Origin of the sequence: Bacillus sp. FSL R10-2201 (assembly GCF_038008665.1) — a bacterium.
Taxonomy (GTDB): Bacteria; Bacillota; Bacilli; order Bacillales; family Bacillaceae_G; genus Bacillus_A; species Bacillus_A mycoides.
On sequence record NZ_JBBOZP010000001.1, the window covers coordinates 2,374,986 to 2,395,783 of the forward strand.

Below are 20,798 nucleotides of genomic sequence, written 5' to 3' on the forward strand. Positions count from 1 at the left end.
ACTAAAAGGTATTTTAAATGAATTGTTAAAACAACACTAATAATGATAACGTTCGCTAAATATATTCGTCGTTTGTAAGAATCTTAAAATCTTCCCTTTTTGAATGCAGCTTAACCATAAATTTAAATTTTTTGTAAATGTGGAACTATTTCATTACTTACACTGTCTATTAAGCGTTAAAACATTTTTTATTTAACATATTTAGAAAGGAATAATCATTTTTAATTAAGGGAGAAGATTGAATTGAAAAAAATATGGATGCTGCTTTTCTTTTGTTTTGGAGTTATGTTGGTAGGATGCAATAAAGATGAGCCGCCAAAACAAGCATTTGAAGAATATATCAATTTATGGAATGATAAAAAATTTACAAATATGTATGATTATTTATCAGAACATGCAAAAAAAACGATTTCTAAAAAGGAGTTCACAGAGAAATATCAAAAAATTTATGAGGGTATTGGAGTTAAGAATTTAAAAATTAAAACGAAAGGAGAGAATACTAAAGATAAAGAACTTTTTCTTTTTGAAGTTAATATGGGTACGGATGGAGGAACAGTTTCATTCATCCATGAAGCAAAACTCGTGAAAGATAAAGATAAGGAATCTTGGAAAATAGATTGGACACCAGACTTCATTTTCCCAGGTATGAAAAAAGATTACAAAGTACGTATGCAAACAGAGCAAGGAAAACGCGGAGAAATATATGATCGAAATGGAAAAGGGCTTGCAACGAATGGTAAAGCGACTGAAGTTGGAATTATTCCAGAGAAACTAGGTGAAACGGCAGCGCAAACGAAAGAAATAGTAGCACAATTACTTGATATGTCTATAGAAGAGATCAATCAAAAGCTCGCAGCGAAATGGATAAAACCAGATTCCCTTGTACCAATTGGTATTTTAAAAGAGGGAACCAGACAGAATGATTATATTGAATTAGAAGGAGTTTCATCTCGCCCAGTAAATATTCGTACGTATCCATTAGGAGAAGCAGCGGCACACTTAACGGGATATATAGGAAAGGTAAATGCAGAGGAGTTAAAATCGCTTCAAAAAAAAGGTTATCAAGCAGATGATTTAGTGGGTAAGACAGGTTTAGAGAAAGTATTAGAGAATAAATTGCGTGGTGAAAAGGGTGGACGCGTATTTATGGAAGATGAGAACGGGAAAGAGATTAAAAACGTAGCAAAACAAGAAGCAAAAAAAGGGGAAAATGTTACGTTAACTATTGATGCTGCAATTCAAGAAAAAATCTTTAATGAGATGAAAAATGAAGCAGGATCTAGTGCAGCGGTCAATCCTAAAACGGGTGAAACAATCGCACTTGTAAGTAGCCCTGCTTATAATCCAAATACAATAGTTAGAGGAGCATCAAAAGCTCAACGGGAAGCATGGAATAATGACTCGAAACTGCCAATGATGAATCGCTTCACACAAGCATTTGTACCAGGTTCCGTATTTAAAACGATAACAGGTGCAATTGGTTTGGAAACAAACACAATAAATCCTAAGGAAGAATTTAAAATTCAAGGATTAAAGTGGACAAAAGATTCATCTTGGGGAAATTATTATGTAACACGTGTGAAGGATGCTAGTCCAGTTGATTTTGATAAGGCAATGAAGTACTCTGATAATATTTATTTTGCTCAACAAGCTTTGAAAATAGGAAAAGATCAGTATGTAAATGAATTTAAGAAATACGGATTTCATGAAAAATTACCAATTGAATACGAATTCCCTATTTCAATCATTGCAAAAGATGGGATAAAAAATGATATTCAACTAGCAGACACGGGGTACGGACAAGGACAAGTATTAATGACACCTCTTCATTTAGCATTGACTTATGCACCGATTGTCAATGAGGGTAACATTCCGTCACCGCATCTTATAAAAAAAACAAAAGCAGCGGGAAATTGGAAAGAAAATGTGATTTCTACCAAGAATCAAGAGATATTAAAAAGTGCGTTAATAAAGGTTATTAATGATCCTGATGGTGCTGGGAGAACTGCTAAAGTTGATGGTGTAACTCTCGCTGGTAAGACAGGTACAGCAGAACTGAAAGAATCGAAAGAAGCAGAGGGTAAAGAACTTGGTTGGTTTGCAGCTTTCGATGCAAGCGCGCCAAACATGATTGTTACCATGATGATTGAAGATGTAAAAGGAAGAGGTGGGAGCAACGTTCCAGGTGAAAAAATAAAACATGTTTTTCAGAAATAATACTTAATTAGAAGGTGAAATTTACTCCTTTAGTAAATATACAAACCTTACCGATTCAAGATTATATTAGGAATCGGTTAATTTATGTCTAAACGCAGATTTTATGATTTTAATAATCGTATTTAATTACGTGTTTTTTACACAATTAAATACGATTATTTTTTATTTGAAAATTATAAAACAACAAATTTTAAAATGTTAAATTAGATAATTGAAATTTAAAAAATAAGAGCTATTATACTTAACTTTATTTTCAGAAATATTACAAAGCTGTTAGTTTGAAGTAAGGTTATTCAATATAAGTAAGAGGGGAATTTCTTTATACTAAAAGATAAAAGTATATTTTATATTCTTACAGATAATAAACATATACTTTAACTAGTCCCACTTAACAACCTTGCGGCATGTTTGAAGAGGGAGATTCCTACGGACACTGAGAAGGGAGTCTTTTGTCGGAAAAGATAAATAAAAGGAGCTTAATATATGTATAAAATTATGATTGTAGAAGATGACCAAAAAATTTCTAAACTACTTCAATCCCATATTAATAAGTACGGGTATGAAGGGAATATTACAGAGGATTTTGAAAATATTTTGGCTAACTTTGAAAAAATTCAACCTGATTTAGTTTTATTAGATGTAAATTTACCGAGTTTTGATGGTTTCTACTGGTGCCGACAAATTAGAACGGTCTCTACTTGTCCCATTATATTTATATCAGCACGTAGTGGAGAGATGGAGCAAGTTATGGCACTTGAACATGGTGCAGACGATTATATCACTAAACCGTTTCATTATGAAGTTGTAATGGCAAAAATCCGAAGTCATCTTCGAAGAATTTACGGAGAATACGCACCGAAAGCGGAAGAAAGAGTTGTTCAGCAATCCGGTTTAATACTTTATCCAGAAAAAATGGAATTAAAGCTAAATGATAGCATGTGTATACTGTCAAAAAAAGAAACTGCTTTACTAGAAACTCTCTTACGACAATCTCCTAGTATTGTTAGTCGAGAGAAAATCTTAGAAAAACTTTGGGATGACTATACGTATGTAGATGATAATACGTTAAGTGTAAATGTTACACGTGTCCGAAAAAAATTAGAGGAAATCGGAATAAAAAATGCATTAGAAACAGTTCGTGGTGCTGGATATCGTTTGAAAATAACTTGGAAGAATGATGAGGTATAATAATGAATTTATTTTTACGTGAACATATCCCTTTCATCTGTTTCTCAATCATTCAGCTATTTGTCGTTCTAACTGTTTATTGGCTGGATGGATATAACCACTTATCTACTGCGTTATATAGTGTGTTTTTAGGAGGATGCTTTTTAATTGCGTTTTTACTTTATCGCTACTTTAGCCATCGTAGATTTTATAACAAATTATCCAACCCTTCTGAAACATTAGAGGACTCCTTAGAAGAACTCGATTCCACTCCATTATCAGTAGCACTTCAGCGTGTGTTAAAGACACAATACAGTCAATATCATCAACAGTTAAAGACTTGGGAATATAAACAAAAAGAGCACCTTACATTTATTAATCAATGGGTGCATCAGATGAAAACGCCTCTATCAGTTATTGAACTGATCACACAAGAAGAGAATGGGGAGGTTTTTGAAAGTATTGTGGAAGAAGTAGATCAAATGCAGTACGGATTAGAAATGGTCTTATATATGGCGCGATTACAAACGTTTGAGCAAGATTTTTATGTGGAAAGAGTTTCGTTACAGGAAATCGTTCAAGAAGTAATCCGTGAAAATAAACGTCTGTTTATCCGTAGCTATGTTTATCCAGAAGTAAAAGTAAAACAAACTATTATGGTAGAAACCGATAGAAAGTGGCTTCGGTTTGTTATTCATCAAGTGATATCCAATGCCATTAAGTATTCAGCAGGAAGTAGAAAAAACGTTACTATTACTACATTAGAAGAAGAGCGCTCAGTAATCCTTGAAATACACGATCATGGTGTGGGAATTCCAAAAGAAGACCTCCCGAGAGTATTCCGCCCATTTTATACGGGAATAAACGGTCGGAAATTTAAGGAATCTACTGGGATGGGATTATATCTTGTGAAAAATATTATAAAAAGATTGGAACATGATATTGAAATAAAGTCGGAAGTAGGAAAAGGAACAACAATCTGTATTATTTTCCCTTATGCAAATCGTTAGAATGGTGTTTAGTTTGATTTTTCAGAAATATTGCAGACCTGTTAGATATATGAAAGGTTAATCGATATGAGAAGAAGGGACGCTTAGATAAACTTAGGTTATTAAAAGATAAAAAGGAGCAAAACGATATGGAAATATTAAAGGTCTGTGAACTGAGTAAAATCTATACAGGAAAGGTATCTTATGAAGCGCTCGCCGACATTAATTTGAGTGTGAAAAAAGGGGAGTTTGTAGGAATAATGGGACCATCAGGAAGTGGAAAAACTACTTTGTTGAACATGGTTTCTACTATTGATTCTCCCACATCAGGAGAAATATTGATTAATGGAGAAAATCCATATCAATTATCTCAAAATGAACTGGCATTATTTCGAAGACGTGAATTAGGTTTTGTGTTTCAAGCATTCAATCTTCTTACAACATTAACTGTAAAAGAAAATATTGTTCTTCCTCTGACGTTAGATGGTACTAAAGTTGAGGATATGAATCAGCGTGTAGAAGGTATTGCAGAAAAATTAGGCATTCAAGATATATTAAATAAACGAACATATGAAATATCGGGCGGACAAGCACAAAGAACAGCAATTGCACGTGCTCTAATTCATAAACCTAAATTATTACTTGCAGATGAGCCGACAGGAAACTTAGATTCAAAAGCGGCTAATGATGTAATGGAGTTATTAAAACGATTAAATAAAGAACAAGATGCAACAATGATGCTTGTTACGCACGATCCAGTGGCTGCAAGTTTTTGTGATCGCGTTGTATTTATTAAAGATGGAAAATTATATAACGAAATTTATAACGGAGAAAACCAACAAATGTTTTATCAAAAAATTATAGATGTACTTGCATTACTAGGAGGCCGTAAGCATGACTTTTCAAAGATTCGCTTTTAATAATATCATTCGAAGTAAGCGGACTTATGCTGCACACTTTCTAAGTAGCTCATTTTCAGTTATGGTTTTTTTCACATATTCACTCTTACTTTTTCATCCTGATTTACAAGGAGAACTAGCCTCCACAAGTAAAACAATGGGCCTTTTAGGAACAATGGGGATGCAAATCTCTCAATATCTCATTTTTGTATTTTCATTCTTCTTTCTTTTATATTCGGTGAGTTCTTTTTTAAAAACAAGAAAAAAAGAATTTGGAATTTTAATCATGCATGGTATGACACCGGCGCAGTTAAATAAATTAATTTTTTTAGAAAATATGTTAATTGGAGTCGCTTCAATTACATTTGGTATCTTAATTGGTTTGATATTTTCAAAGCTCAATTTATTGGCAAGTGAAAATATATTAGCGATTGATAAGGGGCTTCCTTTTTACGTTCCTATAAAAGCTGTCTTTACGACAACTGGCGCATTTTTGATTCTGTTTCTAGTCATTTCGTTGTTTACTTCTAAAATGGTAAAAGCAAACAAGTTAATTGATTTGATGAAATCAGAGGAAAAGCCAAAACCAGAGCCAAAGGCATCAAAAGCATTAGCATTCCTTTCCGTATTATTAATTGGGTTAGGGTATGGATGTGTGTTCTATTTCGTACTAGAAAGAAACTTCATTATGCCTTACTTACTTGGAGGAGTAGTTTTTGTAGTGGTAGGGACATATTTTCTATTTTCACAGTTGAGCGTGTATGTAATACGTGTCTTAAAGAAAAAAGACACTGTATTTTTTAATAAAACGAACCTACTTACCATATCTGAATTGGCTTATCGTATGAAGGATAATGCAACTATGTTCTTTATGCTAGCGATTGTTTCCGCGGTGGCTTTCACAGGAATTGGTACATGTTTAGCAATGGGAAATAAGGGATTAACGGAGATGATCAATCCATTTGCATTTACCTATACCTCGTTAGGCGAGAATCCCCAAGAAGGAGAGCACATTACAGAAATAAAAAAACAACTCACTCGTTCAAATTTTTCTTATCAGGTAGCGGTTACGAATCCAAAATTCACGGAAAATAATTTAGTGCTAATCAAAGTATCAGAGTATAACAAGTTTGCAAAAATCTTCGGATATGAAATGGAAAAGTTAGACAATGATCAACAAACAATCATAGTACCATCAATAGTTTCGCAAAAAGAAAAGTATGCAAGAGGAAAGGATATACCTGAGAAAATAGATGTAGTACAGGAAAACTTGGAGATGTCTCTTCAGGTCAAGAAGGCGGTCCCATATATAGTTCTCCCAAATACAATTGGAGCTATTATTGTTGTTTCGGATTCTTTGTACGATAAAATCCCAAATAGAAAGACAGAAGATGATTCTTACGTAATGAAAAGTCAATATGGATTTGTAGTGGAAAATTGGGAGAAATCAAGAGTGGTTACAAAAAAATTAGAAGCAACAATGGGTAATAATAATTTGGTGCAAGCACATCATTATTTTAAAGCATTGTATTCTGAATGGATTTTTTCGAAACAAGAGAACGGTATTTTACTTATTGTCAGTGTATTAGTAGGGATCGTATTCTTTACGTTCGCAGCCAGTCTTTTATATTTCCGACTATATGCAGATTTAGAACGGGAACAACAACAATATGAAATGATTGCGAAGGTCGGTCTAAGTAGAAGAGAGCTAAAGAAAATCGTAACGCGTCAGCTTACGTTAATGTTCTTCTTGCCTTTAATTATAGCGATTATTCATAGTGGTGTCGCTTTTATAGCCTTGCAACAGCTAATTGACTTCTCTGTTTTAAAGATGTCCATTTTAATTATACTAGCCTTTATATCCATTCAAAGTGTGTACTTTTTCACTGTCCGTTGGCGTTATTTACAACGGTTATATAAAAAAATCATGTAACGTATTGATAAAACAAGCAAAGAGGAGAAAAAGAAATGAAAAAAGTAATGAAAGTGTGTATGGCAGGAGTTGTATCAATTTCTATGTTAGGGGCTTGTTCTTTTGGAAAGAAAGAAGAACCAAGGAATGCCGCTTTATTGATTGGGGAAGAACAATCATTAAAAGAAATAGTAAGTCAACATAAAAGTGAAATTAAGACCAACACTTTATATAAAGTGAAAAAAGCAGAAACTGGCGGTAAACAACTATTAATTATGGAACGAAAAACTGCAGAGAAGATGGTTGAGATAGGTGTGTTGAGAGAATCAGATAATGATAATGAAGTATGGAGTTCAGATCCAATAAAGTCATTACCTTCAGCTCCAAAAGGTAAAGCTGTATTATTGGCTAGTAAGAAAAATAAAAAAATTAAGGAATTAACAATTAATGAAAAGAAAATAGAAGTCCAGTATGCTAGCGATACTTGGTTTGGTCACTATCGTAATTCAGATTATGAGGAGCTGATTGTAATTGTTGACAATACTACTTTCAATCAAATCCCTGTAAATGAAACATCAATGGAAATCCTTCATTTCAATAAATCGTATGGTGAAGATAGACCATATAACACAGATGATGTTACGGCTGTACAAGCAGAAACTGAATGGAAAAAACTCACTAAAACTATGGGGAGTCAAGTGGATGTATTAGATGCGGTTTCTATTATAAAAAAATAATGAAAATATATTTAATACAGAAAAACCAGGATGATTTTAAGAATTTATCCTGGTCTTTTTTATTACATTTTTTTAGAAATATCATCTGTCGAAAAAAAAGATAAACAATGGAACAAATGAAACTTGTATCATGTCTATATATTGAAACCATATTAAAAGTGAGGGCAGCTTTATGTTTATTCAAATAAGTTTGAGGTGTGGAAATGGAACAGAAGTTTATTGAAAAATGTAATCATGATGAGCTTGACTATGTTATAAAAGACTATTGGCAAGATGTATGGAATTATTCATTTATTATTACGAAAGATCCACACTTATCAGATGACATCACACAAGATGTATTTATTAAGGTTTTTAAACATTGGAATTCGTTTCGAAAGGAGTCATCTATTAAAACGTGGATATTAAAAATTACAAGAAATACGGCAATAAACTATTTGAAATCCTCTTATTTTAAAAGGATATCTTTAGTGGGATTTTTTAGTGACGATAAGCAATCTCCATCGGCAGAACAAGAATTTTTTAATCAAGAGGAAATGAATGATGTGTGGGATGTTGTATTAAAACTACCTAAAAAACACCGCGAAATACTAATATTGGACGCGAAATATGAATTATCTTATGAAGAAATGGCTGAAACATTAGGTGTATCCATTGGAACAGTCAAATCTAGGTTAAGCAGAGCAAGAAGTAAAGTTTCAAAATTAATAGGGGAGGGTAGAAGTGATGAACAGTAAAAAAAATCCTGACTGGTATAGCAAATTAAAAAATGGACCAATGGAGCGTCGTAAAGATGAAGAAGCATTTATTTATAAAATAAAGCAATCGATATACCAAAATAGTGAAGTAGACTCTGTACCATACAAGAGACCATTTCGTAAAAAAGCATTGCCTATTGTAGTAGTTTTGGTTTGTACAATGTTATTTTTTATTGTTCAACAACCTTGGCTTGATGATAATAAATCACCGGTACAAAGTAGTACTCAAATTAAGCCTAAAACAAAAGATGAGTCTGCTCAAGATCCATCATTAAAACAATTTATGAATGAGTTATATCGAAGTACAAATTCAAAAAATGAAAATGACCTGTATAGAGCGTTAAATGATGAAGTTCTATTTAAAGGGAAAAGTTATCAGAAGGATGAATTGAAGTTTGATGAGGATATTTTTCATGAGTTGCAAGTCGCTCTTACAATGGGGGGAGAATTTGCAAATGATACAAAGAAAGCATACAAAGTACCAAGTGGATTGACAGAAAGTAACCAACCAAAGCAATCGCATTTTATATATGCAACTGTTACTGGAAATAAAACGAAAATTTTAGCTGAACCAAAACGAGAATCACAAGTTTTATATGAAGTATCTAATGAAATGGTAAAAGCTTTGATTCCAGAAAAAGCGCTGAATGATGGATATATAAAAATATCGACAATTAACGGTTATACTGGATATGTACAAAAAGAGTATGTTTTAACTGATATTAAATATTCTTTCATATTTGAAAAGAATGATGAAGGCATATGGGAAATAACGAATATAGATTCTATATGGTAAAAGAGGAAGGTTCACTTTAATGAACCTTCCTCTTTATCTTTATCCTTTTTTTGAAGTGAATTCCAGCACTCTAAAATTTCTGATGTAACGAGAGCAGCAATATTTTTTTCCGAATTACTACCAGGAATAACGACAGAAATAGCAATTTTTGGATCTTCGGTAGGAGCATATGCAATGAAAAGAGAATGATTTATCATTCTTTCTTGCTCGTTCGGAGAGCCAGTTATCCCTGTTTTACCCGCGACATGAAAGGACAAGTTTTTAATCTCCTCTATATTTTGACTCATCCCACCTTGCACGACACTCCAAAATTTCATAGGATAACGATTTGAACTTTCTAAGAGTGGTTTAAACTTTTTTGTTTCCTTATCGTCTTGACCAATAATAGCACTTACGATTTGAGGTTTATATTTATCACCTTTACTTGCCAAAGTTGCTGCATATTGAGCGAGTTGAAGAGGGGTATGCACTTCATTTCCTCCCCAAGAAGCATTTAATAAAGCGGAGATTCCATTTTCAAACTTATTAGATGGGTGAAATTCATATTCCCCGTCTTCTTCAAAGGGTAAATCAATACCAGTTTTAGAACGAAGGCCAAATTGCTTTAAATAATCTGTCCATATATTTGCTACTTTTTCTATATTCCCATTATTTCGGTTGAATAAGGGGAGAGCTACTTTTGCTGTCATAAATGTATTTGATGAATTAATGATAGCTTGACTCGGTGTAATTTCACCTGTTGGTGTTCCAGGAGCATTGGTGATGTTATTTTGATTATCATACTGAAAACTACCATTATCCAAATATGTATCCTCAGGTTGAAAAAGCTTTTCGTTTAATCCGATTAAAATAGTAAGTGGCTTTATAGTAGAGGCCATATTTACATAAGATTCACCATACTTTAATTTTTGAATTGCTTTATTTTGCGAAAGGGATTTAATGTTTTCTTTTTTAGATGATACATGTGTATTTAATATATTTGGATCAAAAACTGCCGAATTGGCCATAGTTAATATTGCGCCAGTTTTTACATCGGTTACTACTGCATAACCAGCATTAGCATCAGGTACTTTCTTAATTTGAGATCTTAGTGCTTCCTCTGTTTTTTGCTGCAATTTAGAGTCTAAAGCTAGCCGGACATCTTTTCCTTTTTGTACTTTTTGAATGTTCCATAAGAACTTTTTATTATTCATTTTAAAAATCAGAGTTTTTCCGGGTTTTCCTTTTAAATCATTTTCATATTGAAGCTCAACCCCACTTTTACCAACAGGTCCATACTTAGAATTAAGGTCATTTTCTACATACCCAATTACTTGTGAAGCAATTTCGTTCTTTGGATAATATCGAATGAATTCGTCTTTGATCACTACATTTTTAGGTTTATTCTTGTTTATGAATGAAATTTCATTTTCACTTATATCAGAGTATAAGGATATTTCATTCATAGTCTGCTTATTACAGGATTGTTGTAATTGAGATTTTATGTCCTCTGTAGAAATGTCATGTTGAAACTCGTTTGAAAATTGATTGAAAAAAGCTAATGTGTTTGATGTATCTTTATTCGATAGTTTTTCATCATTAGAAGTGCAATATAGAGACTTAACTTTCTTATTTGTAGCTAGTATTACACCATTTTGATCAAGAATTTTTCCTCTTTCAGCTGAAGAAGTTGCGATAGTAATTGAAATGAAGTTGATTTTTAATAAAATTAGTAAAATCACACTTCCAATAGAAAGAACCGCAAAAAATCTCCATCTTTTCGTATGTAACATATAACCCTCCCTTATGTAGCCTATTCCATCTTATAGTTAATTATTTTTTTTGTAAATGTGGAACAACTTTATTACTTAGGTTGTCTATTAAGTATTACAGCATGAAGAAAGGAACAATCAGTATGAAAAAAAGTACATGTTAATAGTAAGTCTATGTGTAAGTTTAATATGAGTCATTATACAGTTTAGCATTTCTAATGCAGGCGACAAAAAAATAGAGAAAAAAACAGGAAGGGAGATTTATCAATTACGCGGCTAAACCAAAAGGAATGGATGCTTACAAGGATTTAACAAAAAAGATAAGACACTATTATAACTGAATAGTGGTTTCTAATATATAGGGAACGCTTTTAGTATATTTATTTACTAAGTATTAGTGAGGATTTCCTGAAGAATTATATGGAGGATTTATGAAAGAACAAAAAGTAAAGAAACAGAAGACATATATATCTATTCGATTGAATATAATGTTCCTTTGCATATTTGTACTATTCTCAGCTATTATTATGCAGCTAGGAAAAGTACAAATCGTTGAGGGAGAGGCTTATAAGAACCAAGTGGAAAACAGTCAAAATGAAACAACTAGTATACCAGTCCCACGTGGACAGATTCTAGATCGAGAAGGGAAAACAGTCGTTAATAATAAATCTCTTCGCACAATTACGTATACAAGGGTGAAGGGGATTACGAGTGAAGATATTTTAAAAACAGCAAAAGACTTGGCGAAGGTACTTGAAATGCCTGAGCAAGATATAAATAAATTAACCGATATCGATAAAAAAGATTTTTGGATGCAATTGAATATGAAACGTGCGGAATCAAAGATTACTAAAAACGACATAGGAAAGTTTAAAGAAAAGGGAATAGAGGGAAAAGAACTAGACAAAAAAATTCAAGACTTAAGACGAAGTCGCGTTACAGAAGTAGAATTGGCAGAATTAACAGCACAAGATTTAAAGGTGTTAGCTATTAAAAGTAAAATGAGTTCAGGTTATCAACTGACACCACAAATTATAAAAAAAGATGTGACAGATCAAGAATATGCGCGGATAAGTGAAAACCTTGCGGAGTTTCCAGGAGTAGATACAACAGTTGATTGGGAACGTAATTATGTAAATGGTAATTTATTTCGTTCCGTGTTAGGTAATATTACAAGTAGTGAAGAAGGATTACCGAAAGAAAACTTAGATTCTTATTTGGTACGTGGATATAACCGTAATGATCGTGTAGGAAAAAGTTATATTGAACAACGATATGAAGATGTATTACACGGCACAAAAGAAGAAGTGAAAAACATTACTGATAAATCAGGAAACATTATAAACACAGAAATAATCTCTAAAGGAAAAAGTGGTAGTAGCTTAACATTAACGATTGATATGGAATTACAAAAGAAAGTGGAAGAAAGTATAGAGAAAAATTTGAGAGCTTTTAAGAGTTCAGAGCCACTGTTGGACCGAGCGTTTGTCGTCATGACAAATCCGAATAACGGACAGATTTTATCTATGGCAGGCAAAAAGATTGTAGAAAAAGAAGGGAAAATAGAGATTGAGGATTTGGCATTAGGTAACATGACAACTTCGTATGAGCTAGGATCAGCTGTAAAAGGCGCAACGTTATTAACTGGATATGAGACAGGGGCAATACAGCCAGGAGATCAATTTTATGATGCACCGATGAAATTTAAAGGTACACAAGCCAAGAAATCATGGAATGTATCCGGATTTGGTAATGTTAATGATTTACGAGCTTTACAAGTATCTTCGAATGTATACATGTTCCAGACAGCTTTAAAAATTGCGGGAGTTAATTACGTACCAAATGGTTCATTGGATATTAAACAAGAAGCATTTGATAAAATGCGTTATTATTTTAAACAATTTGGTCTAGGTGTCCCAACAGGTATTGATTTACCGAATGAAATAATTGGGCAAACGAGAAAAGTAGATAGTCAACCTGGGTTTTTACTAGATTTTTCTATCGGTCAGTATGATACGTATACGCCATTGCAATTGGCACAATATATTTCAACTATTGCAAATGGTGGATATAGAATGCAACCCCAAATTGTACAAGAAATACGAGAGCAATCAATAAAAGAAGAAGAGGTCGGTAAAGTTATACGCTCTATAGAGCCTGTCGTATTAAATCGAGTTGATATGAAGAAAGAACATATTGATCGGATAAAAGAAGGTTTTAGATGGGTATTCCAAGAAGGTGATGGAACTGGCGTGAAGTATTTCAAAAATGCGCCATATAAACCAGCAGGAAAGACAGGGACAGCTCAAACTGTATATGGTGGAGATGATCCAATTGGTAGAAATGCAAAAGGAGAACGTATGGAATGTTACAACTTAACATTAGTTGGATATGCTCCATATGATAATCCAGAAGTAGCATTTTCTGTAGTAGTCCCATGGCTTCATGATGATAAAAATGGAATTAATTCTATAATTGGAAAGGAAATTTTAGATGTATACTTTGATTTAAAAAAGCAACGTATACATGGTGAAGCTGCTAGTACAGATAGTTCGAATCAAAATTAGTAAAATTTGTGCACTTTTCTCAGGGGAAGAGACCCTGTTTATATAAAAGCCTTTATAAGTTAAAGAAAAAGGAAAATTTGAAATAAGAGATAGCGGCTATCATAGTTGCTATCTCTTACTTTTGTTAATATCTTGGCTACTAGTTAAAAAGGTTTTAAATTTATCCCGCTATTTGCCGGGTAGTAAAACTCCCACCTCAAAATTCAGCTGGAGCAAAGAAGTTAGGCGGGAGTCGGGCTGCCCGTAAAAGCCCGATTGGTGAGGGCTAATAATCAGTGGGGAATGAACAAAACCCCCACTGATTAAAGTTTCACTTTATGGAACAAACTTGTTTCTTAGATGGTCTATTATGTGTACGTATAAAAACAGGTGTTCAAATAGGATACAGTGTATTGAATTTACTACTTGTTTTCAGTATTGAAAATTTGAAAGGAATGATGATTTTGAAAAACAAGAGGATGTTAAAAATAGGTTTATGTGTTGGTATATTAGGTTTAAGTCTTACAAGCCTAGAAGCTTTTACAGGAGGGGCATTGCAAGTTGAAGCGAAAGAAAAGACCGGACCAGTTAAACATAAAAATCATGCGACGTATAAAGAATTCTCTCAACTTGAGAAAAAATTTGATGCTCGATTAGGTGTGTATGCTATTGATACTGGTACAAATCGAACAATTGCTTATCGACCTAACGAAAGATTTGCCTTTGCATCAACCTACAAGGCATTAGCGGCAGGAGTATTGCTACAGCAAAACTCAACTGAGAAATTAAATGAAGTTATCACTTATACGAAAGACGACTTGGTGGAATATTCACCCATTACAGAGAAACATGTAGATACAGGCATGAAACTTGGGGAAATTGCAGAGGCGGCTGTTCGTTCCAGTGATAATACCGCCGGGAACATTTTATTTAATAAAATAGGCGGACCTAAAGGATATGAAAAAGCACTTAGACAGATGGGTGATCGGGTTACTATGGCTGATCGCTTTGAGCCAGAGTTAAACGAAGCTACTCCAGGAGACATTCGTGACACTAGTACGGCGAAAGCCATTGCTACCAATCTTAAGGCTTTTACGGTAGGAAATGCACTTCCAGCTGATAAACGTAAAATTCTTACAGAGTGGATGAAAGGAAATGCTACAGGAGACAAACTTATTCGTGCAGGCGTACCAACTGACTGGGTAGTTGGAGATAAATCAGGAGCTGGAAGTTATGGGACACGAAATGATATTGCTATCGTTTGGCCACCGAATAGAGCACCCATTATCATCGCAATTTTATCTAGTAAAGATGAGAAAGAGGCTACCTATGATAATCAACTAATTGCAGAGGCAGCTGAAGTTATAGTCAATGCTCTTAGGTAATAATATCTTAGTATTCTCATTTCTTTACCAGATGTTATTGAAAGTATAAAATTAGAAAACGATTCTTTTTCGCGGGAAAAGAATCGTTTTTGTATTCTTATTATTAAAAGGAAAAAAGCAAAAATATGAACATATATTAAGTATCCGGAATTTAAATTTCATGTACTGTACTATTTTATTAACTTAAACAATTTTAAAAAATATAATAGAATTTAGTTAACATAAATAAGTGTTTGATGAAAATATGAAAAAAATATTAATAGAATCATATTGCTTATTGGTACATTAGTAGGTATTAGTATCTTTTTACATTTACAGAACAATTTGATAAGTATAACTGAAGTTAATATATGCAAGCGCAAAAAATTGCACTTCCTGTTGGATGAAGGTATCTATTGTAGCTTGATCCACTTTTGATTCGTTTTTTTCTGACTCTATAATGAATTGTTCACGTTGGAAAAAAGCCGTATTGGCCAAACGTTCATAACAGCGACCTATTTGTAAGAGGGCATAAAATACTTCTTCCACCCATCCGCCTGCTTCTACTCTTTTTTTATACCATTTGATTGCTTCATCGAGTTCATTGAGAATGGATAATGTTTGTGCTAACTAAAACATATATCTGACTTTTAAATCAGGCGGGGTTGCTGCATCAGGAAGTCCCTCTAATAGTAATCGTTTATCTCGCTCAAATTTATCAATCTTACTCTCACCGTCGCCTTCATCATTGATAATTAGACAATATAGTTTTCCTACTGTATCTTGATCAGCCACTAAATTATCACGATCTAAATCCCAATATTCATGTGTAACTCCAACGGATCGCCATGGCAAAGATGTCTTAAGAAGACGAGAAAGCCAATACTTAATGTGACTATCATATTGCATAGTCAAATAATGGTCCTTATCTAATGTACATTTATCAAAATGTGGCTTCACTTCTAAGATCATGTCAGCATCAAGCAACAGCAAATAATCAGCCTTTGGATATGTTTTTTGAGCCAAAGATACAGCTAAACTTCGATTATATCCAAAATTTTTAAAAGGTTGATGATGCACAGTACCAGGTATGTTATTTTCTCTGTCCAGTTTTTAATAATGTCAGGTGTATCGTCAGTCGAACCCATATCACAAATCGAAACAAAATCAACGATAGATTTAGTCGGATTTAAACATCTTTCGATAATTTTTGATTCATTTTTTACAATCATACAAAGGCAGATTTTCTTTTCAGATTCTATGCGTTTTGTTGTTTTTAATTTGTTTTTTCATTATTGCTCCCTCCTCTACTTTTGTTCAAAAGGCTGTATTTGTTCAGCAACATATGATTTTATATATTTTGAACAAATACGAACAAAGAGTTATAAGATTTCTAAAGTATGATAAATAACTTTCAATCTTACAAGTTCCTGTTAATTTAATCATTTGCCTCGCAATCTAAGAGTACTATTAGATATGTGTAATTCCATAATGCTAAAACATTTAAGTATGTTGTTTTACGTGCAGAGATCGTATTAGAAATACTCTAGACGTATCATATGATGTAGGCTTTTGTTGTGTGAACAATGAGGAAGTACGATTTGATAACTCCTTTGCGAGATTATGAGGCTCTATATAGATCCAATTAGATTAGCAAAAGCTTCAGTTTATTCATGTGATACACATTTCTTTCTAAACAATGATGTGAGGAGATTACTGGAATTCAATCTTAAAAAATTCACTTGGATTGATGCGTCCTCAGGTAGACAGAGCATATTATCTTCTTTATTTCAATACATTGTATAGTCTAGACTTTGAATGAATTTAATTAAATAAATTATACATTTAGCTGCCAGTATTTATAAAATGTTAAGCATAAAAACATATTTTTTGTCTAACTATTAGAAAGTTATTCTTTAAAAATTAACGTCAAAAAACTCATTTTTGCGGGAAATAAGAAAAAAGAAGTGATTATTTATGAATTATAATCTTACTGTAGCAAAATATGTATTGTTCACATAAAGTGTAACAACATTGGTTTTTTAAGAATAATAATTCCCTTAATTGGAAAGATAAAAATTTTTTACATTAATCAATAAAAAGAGGAAGGATGTAGAAAAAATGGATTCTGCTTTTATTAAGGTAATTCAAGAAAATAATTATTCTATAAAAAAGGGGTATAAATCCCGATCGAACCCTCAGTATTTTGATGATTTTACTAATATGACTTGGCAACCACAAGTGTATGCTTTGGCCAATTATTTAGGAAAGTATTTAGATTGTTCGTATGTTATAGATATTGGTTGTGGAACTGCTGGGAAACTAGTGAAATGCTTTCCTGAATTTCAAATTATAGGAGTAGATATGGGAAGTAATTTGGAGTTTTGCCAAAAAAATTACAACTATGGAACATGGATAAATCATGATCTTGAATCCTCTCAAATGTTAAATATTTCAAAAGACATTCTCGATAAGTCTGTTATAGTGTGTTCGGACGTGATTGAACACATCAAAAATCCATGTTACTTACTATGGAATATAAAGAATATGATGAATTATGCGCCTGCTTGCATATTATCTACGCCTGAAAGAGACATTGTAAGAGGAAAAAATGATTTTGGGCCGCCTGAAAACATTTCCCATGTTAGAGAATGGAACATGAATGAACTTGTTGATCTATTTAATTTTTTCTCCTTGAACATAAAGTTTACCGGCTTAACTATAAATAATGATGTCCATAAAAGAAGAGAGACAATCTTGGCTATGTTAGTTAATGACTCTCATCATAAGGCAAAACAATTAGGCGAGTTAAAAACACAAACTATAAAAGATATTATTTAAAGCTTAATCTAACATATAAGATTAGCTGGGAGATGTATGGATTTTTATTTATATGGGGTCCCATGCGTAATTACATGTAGTTATAATCTTGATGCCCCTTGTGGTGATTTCAATTGGATCGGGAAAAATCGAAAAGCAAGGAAAACCTTAGGAGTGGAGTAAATATAAGGGTTGAGCGCTGCCGGATAATACTTCGAGCTTATATTGCTTCCATAGGAGGAATTTGTGAATGGTGTCAATTATAACTTGTACGATGAGAGCAGAATTTATGGACAATATTTTTGCGAATTATGAAAGACAAATAGGGGAAGACAAAGAATTAATCATAATTCTAAATAGAGGCACTATGTATTTCGAAAGGTGGGAGGAAAAGGAAAGCGGCTACAGAAATGTGAATATATATCAGCTAGGTGAAGAATATACTTTGGGTGATTATTTGAATTTTGCGATTGATCAGTCTAAGTATGACTACATCGCGAAATTTGATGATGATTACTATGGAGCAGCCTACAGCATTCGCTCCATAGAAGGGTTTAAAAAACCTGACGTTTCTATTGTGGGTAAGAATTCTTTCTATATGTATATTAAAAACGAAAGAGCATTCATTTTAGCAAATGATAAGGAACACACATACACCGATTAGATGGCTGGTGCAACTCTTGTAGTAAAAAAGGAAGTATTCAATCAAGGAAAACTTAGGAGTAGGAATATAGCATATCGCTGAAGATGCTTTTTTCATAGCAGACTGTAAGCTGTATGGATTTTAAAATGCATTCAACTGATCGCTTTGATTTCACTGCAATAAGGAGAAATCCTAATGAACACACATGGCAAGTAAGTGATGAAGCACTTCTGAATTGGGGGAAACTAGTTGCTTATACAGATGATTTTGAATCAATAGTATCAACAAATGCTTAGAAATTTATTTAATATATAATTATTAATTCTGTATAAATTAATATTAAAATTCATACAAAAATTTTTAATAGAGGAATATTTTAGGGTAAACTACTTTTTAGTGCAGCATTGAAAAGATGCTGGATTCCCATAATAAAATAAAAGAGAGGTATACAAAATGGAGCTTCCTGTATACTTCTCTCTTTTATCCCGCATTAACGAGCTGCAAAACTCCCACCTCAAAATTTGAGGAATGCGAAGAAGTTTAGATGGGAGATAAACAGCCCGTAAAAGCCCGATTGGTGAGGGCTAATAATCAGTGGGGGATGAAGGAAACCCCACTGATTAAGGTTTCACTTTATATCAATCTTTGAGTATGAGTCAGATAAGCCTTACAGTATAAATCTTATATTTATGTGGGAAATACAGGATTGCCAAATGTATGTTTTGGAAAACTAATAGGAAAATTAGATGCATTTAGGAGTTGATAAGACGAAAAGTAGATTTTCTAGAGAAATAGATAATAAAGTAAAATGTACCCTATAGAATAGACACTTGAAAAAAGTCTATTCTATAGGGTATTTCTTGTAAAATAAGAGGGGAATTGGGACCTGAGAATGTTCAAAATGACAAAAAAGCTATTTACAGAAAGAGAAATTCAAATTTTATCGAGTAACCCATACGTAAAATCTGTAAGTCAGAAAGGTATCACTTATACAGAGGAATTTAAGTATATTTTTATTGAGGAAAATGAAAAAGGAAAGCTATCTTGAAATATTTTTGAAGAATGTTGCCTTGATATAGATATGATTGGAATGAAACGAGTTATGTCATCAGGAAGTAGATGGCGTGCTGCTTATAGAAAAAATGGTGTATTTGGTTTACGGGATACACGCATCGAAAACGCTGGAAGAACTCTTGAGAGAGAGCTTACGTTAGAAGAAAAGTATGCCCGTTCAGAAGCCGAACGAAACTTACTAAAGGCGGAAAATGAATTGTTAGAAAAAATCAAACTTATGGAAGGGAGGATGAGAAGGAAATAACGTTACCACCTAGTCAGAAATTCATCTTGATTCGTTCTGTCATCATAAAATACAACTTAAGGAATATGGTCAGTCATTTGTGTAAAGTAGCTGGTGTATCCCGTTCGGGATACTATAATTACTTTTCAATTTCATCTCAAGAACAACGGAAACAAAAGAGCAATCGAGATGAAATCGTGAAAGAAACCATATTAAAAGCACTTCGATTTAGAAATAGGAAGAAAGGGGCTCGTCAAATAAAGATGACATTGGCGGGTCAGTTTCAAGTTGTCTACAATTTAAAGCGAATCCTTATAAAAGAATGCTGAAAGCTACAAAAGAACATCGAGTAGTACCGAATCGATTAAATCGGGAATTTAAACAAAACACCCAAGGAAAAACACTTTTTACAGATATCACCTATTTAGTTTACGGTAAGAATAAAAGGGCCTATTTGTTTACAATTTTAGATGGCTCAGCCAATGAAATTTTAGCTTACCATGTTTCAGAACAGATGACATTAGACCTCGTAACGACAACCCTTCATAAACTAAAAAGGAATCAGAGGATTCGATTGACTGAAGATGCATATATTCAGTCAGATTAAGGAACCCATTACACAAGTCCTACCTATCAAAAGCTAGTCAAAAAGCTAAGTCTCGGGCAATTCATGTCAAGAAGAGGAAACTGTTGGGATAACGCCCCACAAGAATCATTTTTTGGTCATCTGAAAGATGAAGCACATATAAAACCTTGCGAGTCTTTTATTAAATTAAAACAAGAGATTAAGAAATATATGACATACTATAATCACTATAGATATCAATGGAATTAAAAAAAGATGACTCCTATTGAATACAGAAATCATCTTCTTGATGTTGCCTAGCTTTTTTTAAAATGTC

Annotated in this window: 14 protein-coding genes and 3 pseudogenes; 15 read left to right on the forward strand and 2 right to left on the reverse strand. The window is 33.0% G+C overall.

Going from position 1 to position 20,798, the window contains the following annotated elements; translation table 11 throughout:
* Positions 1 to 243 precede the first annotated feature (243 nt).
* From NSQ69_RS12275 to NSQ69_RS12310, 8 genes are all read left to right on the forward strand, one after another.
* Complete coding sequence (locus NSQ69_RS12275; RefSeq protein WP_341099285.1) at positions 244 to 2,217, forward strand: penicillin-binding transpeptidase domain-containing protein; 1,974 nt, start codon at positions 244 to 246, stop codon at positions 2,215 to 2,217.
* A 483-nt stretch (positions 2,218 to 2,700) separates the two neighbouring features.
* A complete protein-coding gene (locus NSQ69_RS12280; RefSeq protein WP_016120219.1) occupies positions 2,701 to 3,405 on the forward strand; it encodes a response regulator transcription factor in 705 nt (234 codons plus the stop codon).
* Positions 3,406 to 3,407: 2 nt separating this feature from the next.
* On the forward strand, positions 3,408 to 4,394 hold the full coding sequence (locus tag NSQ69_RS12285) for a sensor histidine kinase (RefSeq protein WP_002017026.1): 987 nt from the start codon (positions 3,408 to 3,410) through the stop codon (positions 4,392 to 4,394).
* A 128-nt stretch (positions 4,395 to 4,522) separates the two neighbouring features.
* Positions 4,523 to 5,293 carry an ABC transporter ATP-binding protein gene (locus NSQ69_RS12290; RefSeq protein WP_002017024.1) on the forward strand — a complete coding sequence of 257 codons (771 nt, stop codon included), beginning with the start codon at positions 4,523 to 4,525 and terminating at the stop codon, positions 5,291 to 5,293.
* Positions 5,268 to 7,205 carry an ABC transporter permease gene (locus tag NSQ69_RS12295; RefSeq protein WP_341099286.1) on the forward strand — a complete coding sequence of 646 codons (1,938 nt, stop codon included), beginning with the start codon at positions 5,268 to 5,270 and terminating at the stop codon, positions 7,203 to 7,205. The genes NSQ69_RS12290 and NSQ69_RS12295 overlap by 26 nt, the downstream gene beginning before the upstream one ends.
* Before the next feature lie 35 nt (positions 7,206 to 7,240).
* A complete protein-coding gene (locus NSQ69_RS12300; protein WP_002127456.1) occupies positions 7,241 to 7,921 on the forward strand; it encodes a lipoprotein BA_5634 family protein in 681 nt (226 codons plus the stop codon).
* A 203-nt stretch (positions 7,922 to 8,124) separates the two neighbouring features.
* On the forward strand, positions 8,125 to 8,658 hold the full coding sequence (locus NSQ69_RS12305; RefSeq protein WP_002127457.1) for an RNA polymerase sigma factor: 534 nt from the start codon (positions 8,125 to 8,127) through the stop codon (positions 8,656 to 8,658).
* Positions 8,648 to 9,475, forward strand: a complete 828-nt coding sequence (locus NSQ69_RS12310) for an SH3 domain-containing protein (protein WP_033709119.1) — start codon at positions 8,648 to 8,650, stop codon at positions 9,473 to 9,475. Before NSQ69_RS12305 ends, NSQ69_RS12310 begins: the two co-directional genes overlap by 11 nt.
* A gap of 11 nt (positions 9,476 to 9,486) precedes the next feature.
* On the opposite strand, the gene NSQ69_RS12315 is transcribed toward NSQ69_RS12310, so the two are convergent.
* A complete protein-coding gene (locus tag NSQ69_RS12315; RefSeq protein ID WP_341099287.1) occupies positions 9,487 to 11,247 on the reverse strand; it encodes a peptidoglycan D,D-transpeptidase FtsI family protein in 1,761 nt (586 codons plus the stop codon).
* Positions 11,248 to 11,657: 410 nt separating this feature from the next.
* Here NSQ69_RS12315 and NSQ69_RS12320 point away from each other — a divergent pair, with 410 nt between their 5' ends.
* From NSQ69_RS12320 to NSQ69_RS12330, 3 genes and pseudogenes are all read left to right on the forward strand, one after another.
* Entirely contained in the window at positions 11,658 to 13,793 is a 2,136-nt protein-coding gene (locus NSQ69_RS12320; protein ID WP_002168356.1) for a peptidoglycan D,D-transpeptidase FtsI family protein, read from the forward strand.
* A gap of 437 nt (positions 13,794 to 14,230) precedes the next feature.
* Complete coding sequence (bla, locus tag NSQ69_RS12325) at positions 14,231 to 15,157, forward strand: class A beta-lactamase Bla1 (RefSeq protein WP_445661569.1); 927 nt, start codon at positions 14,231 to 14,233, stop codon at positions 15,155 to 15,157.
* 255 nt (positions 15,158 to 15,412) lie between these two features.
* Positions 15,413 to 15,520: pseudogene (locus NSQ69_RS12330) on the forward strand (metallophosphoesterase); the annotation flags it as partial.
* On the opposite strand, the pseudogene NSQ69_RS12335 reads toward NSQ69_RS12330, so the two are convergent.
* Positions 15,482 to 16,368 (reverse strand): annotated as a pseudogene (locus tag NSQ69_RS12335) (glycosyltransferase); the annotation flags it as partial. The pseudogenes NSQ69_RS12330 and NSQ69_RS12335 overlap by 39 nt on opposite strands.
* A gap of 889 nt (positions 16,369 to 17,257) precedes the next feature.
* Here NSQ69_RS12335 and NSQ69_RS12340 point away from each other — a divergent pair.
* The 4 genes and pseudogenes from NSQ69_RS12340 (at position 17,258) to NSQ69_RS12355 (ending at position 20,731) form a co-directional block, all read left to right on the forward strand.
* Positions 17,258 to 17,977, forward strand: coding sequence for a class I SAM-dependent methyltransferase (locus NSQ69_RS12340; protein WP_341099289.1), 720 nt, complete (start codon positions 17,258 to 17,260; stop codon positions 17,975 to 17,977).
* A gap of 253 nt (positions 17,978 to 18,230) precedes the next feature.
* Positions 18,231 to 18,620, forward strand: coding sequence for a glycosyltransferase family A protein (locus NSQ69_RS12345; RefSeq protein ID WP_341099291.1), 390 nt, complete (start codon positions 18,231 to 18,233; stop codon positions 18,618 to 18,620).
* A 125-nt stretch (positions 18,621 to 18,745) separates the two neighbouring features.
* A complete protein-coding gene (locus tag NSQ69_RS12350) occupies positions 18,746 to 18,895 on the forward strand; it encodes a hypothetical protein (RefSeq protein WP_341099292.1) in 150 nt (49 codons plus the stop codon).
* Between the two features lie 596 nt (positions 18,896 to 19,491).
* Positions 19,492 to 20,731 (forward strand): annotated as a pseudogene (locus tag NSQ69_RS12355) (IS3 family transposase).
* Positions 20,732 to 20,798: the final 67 nt, after the last annotated feature.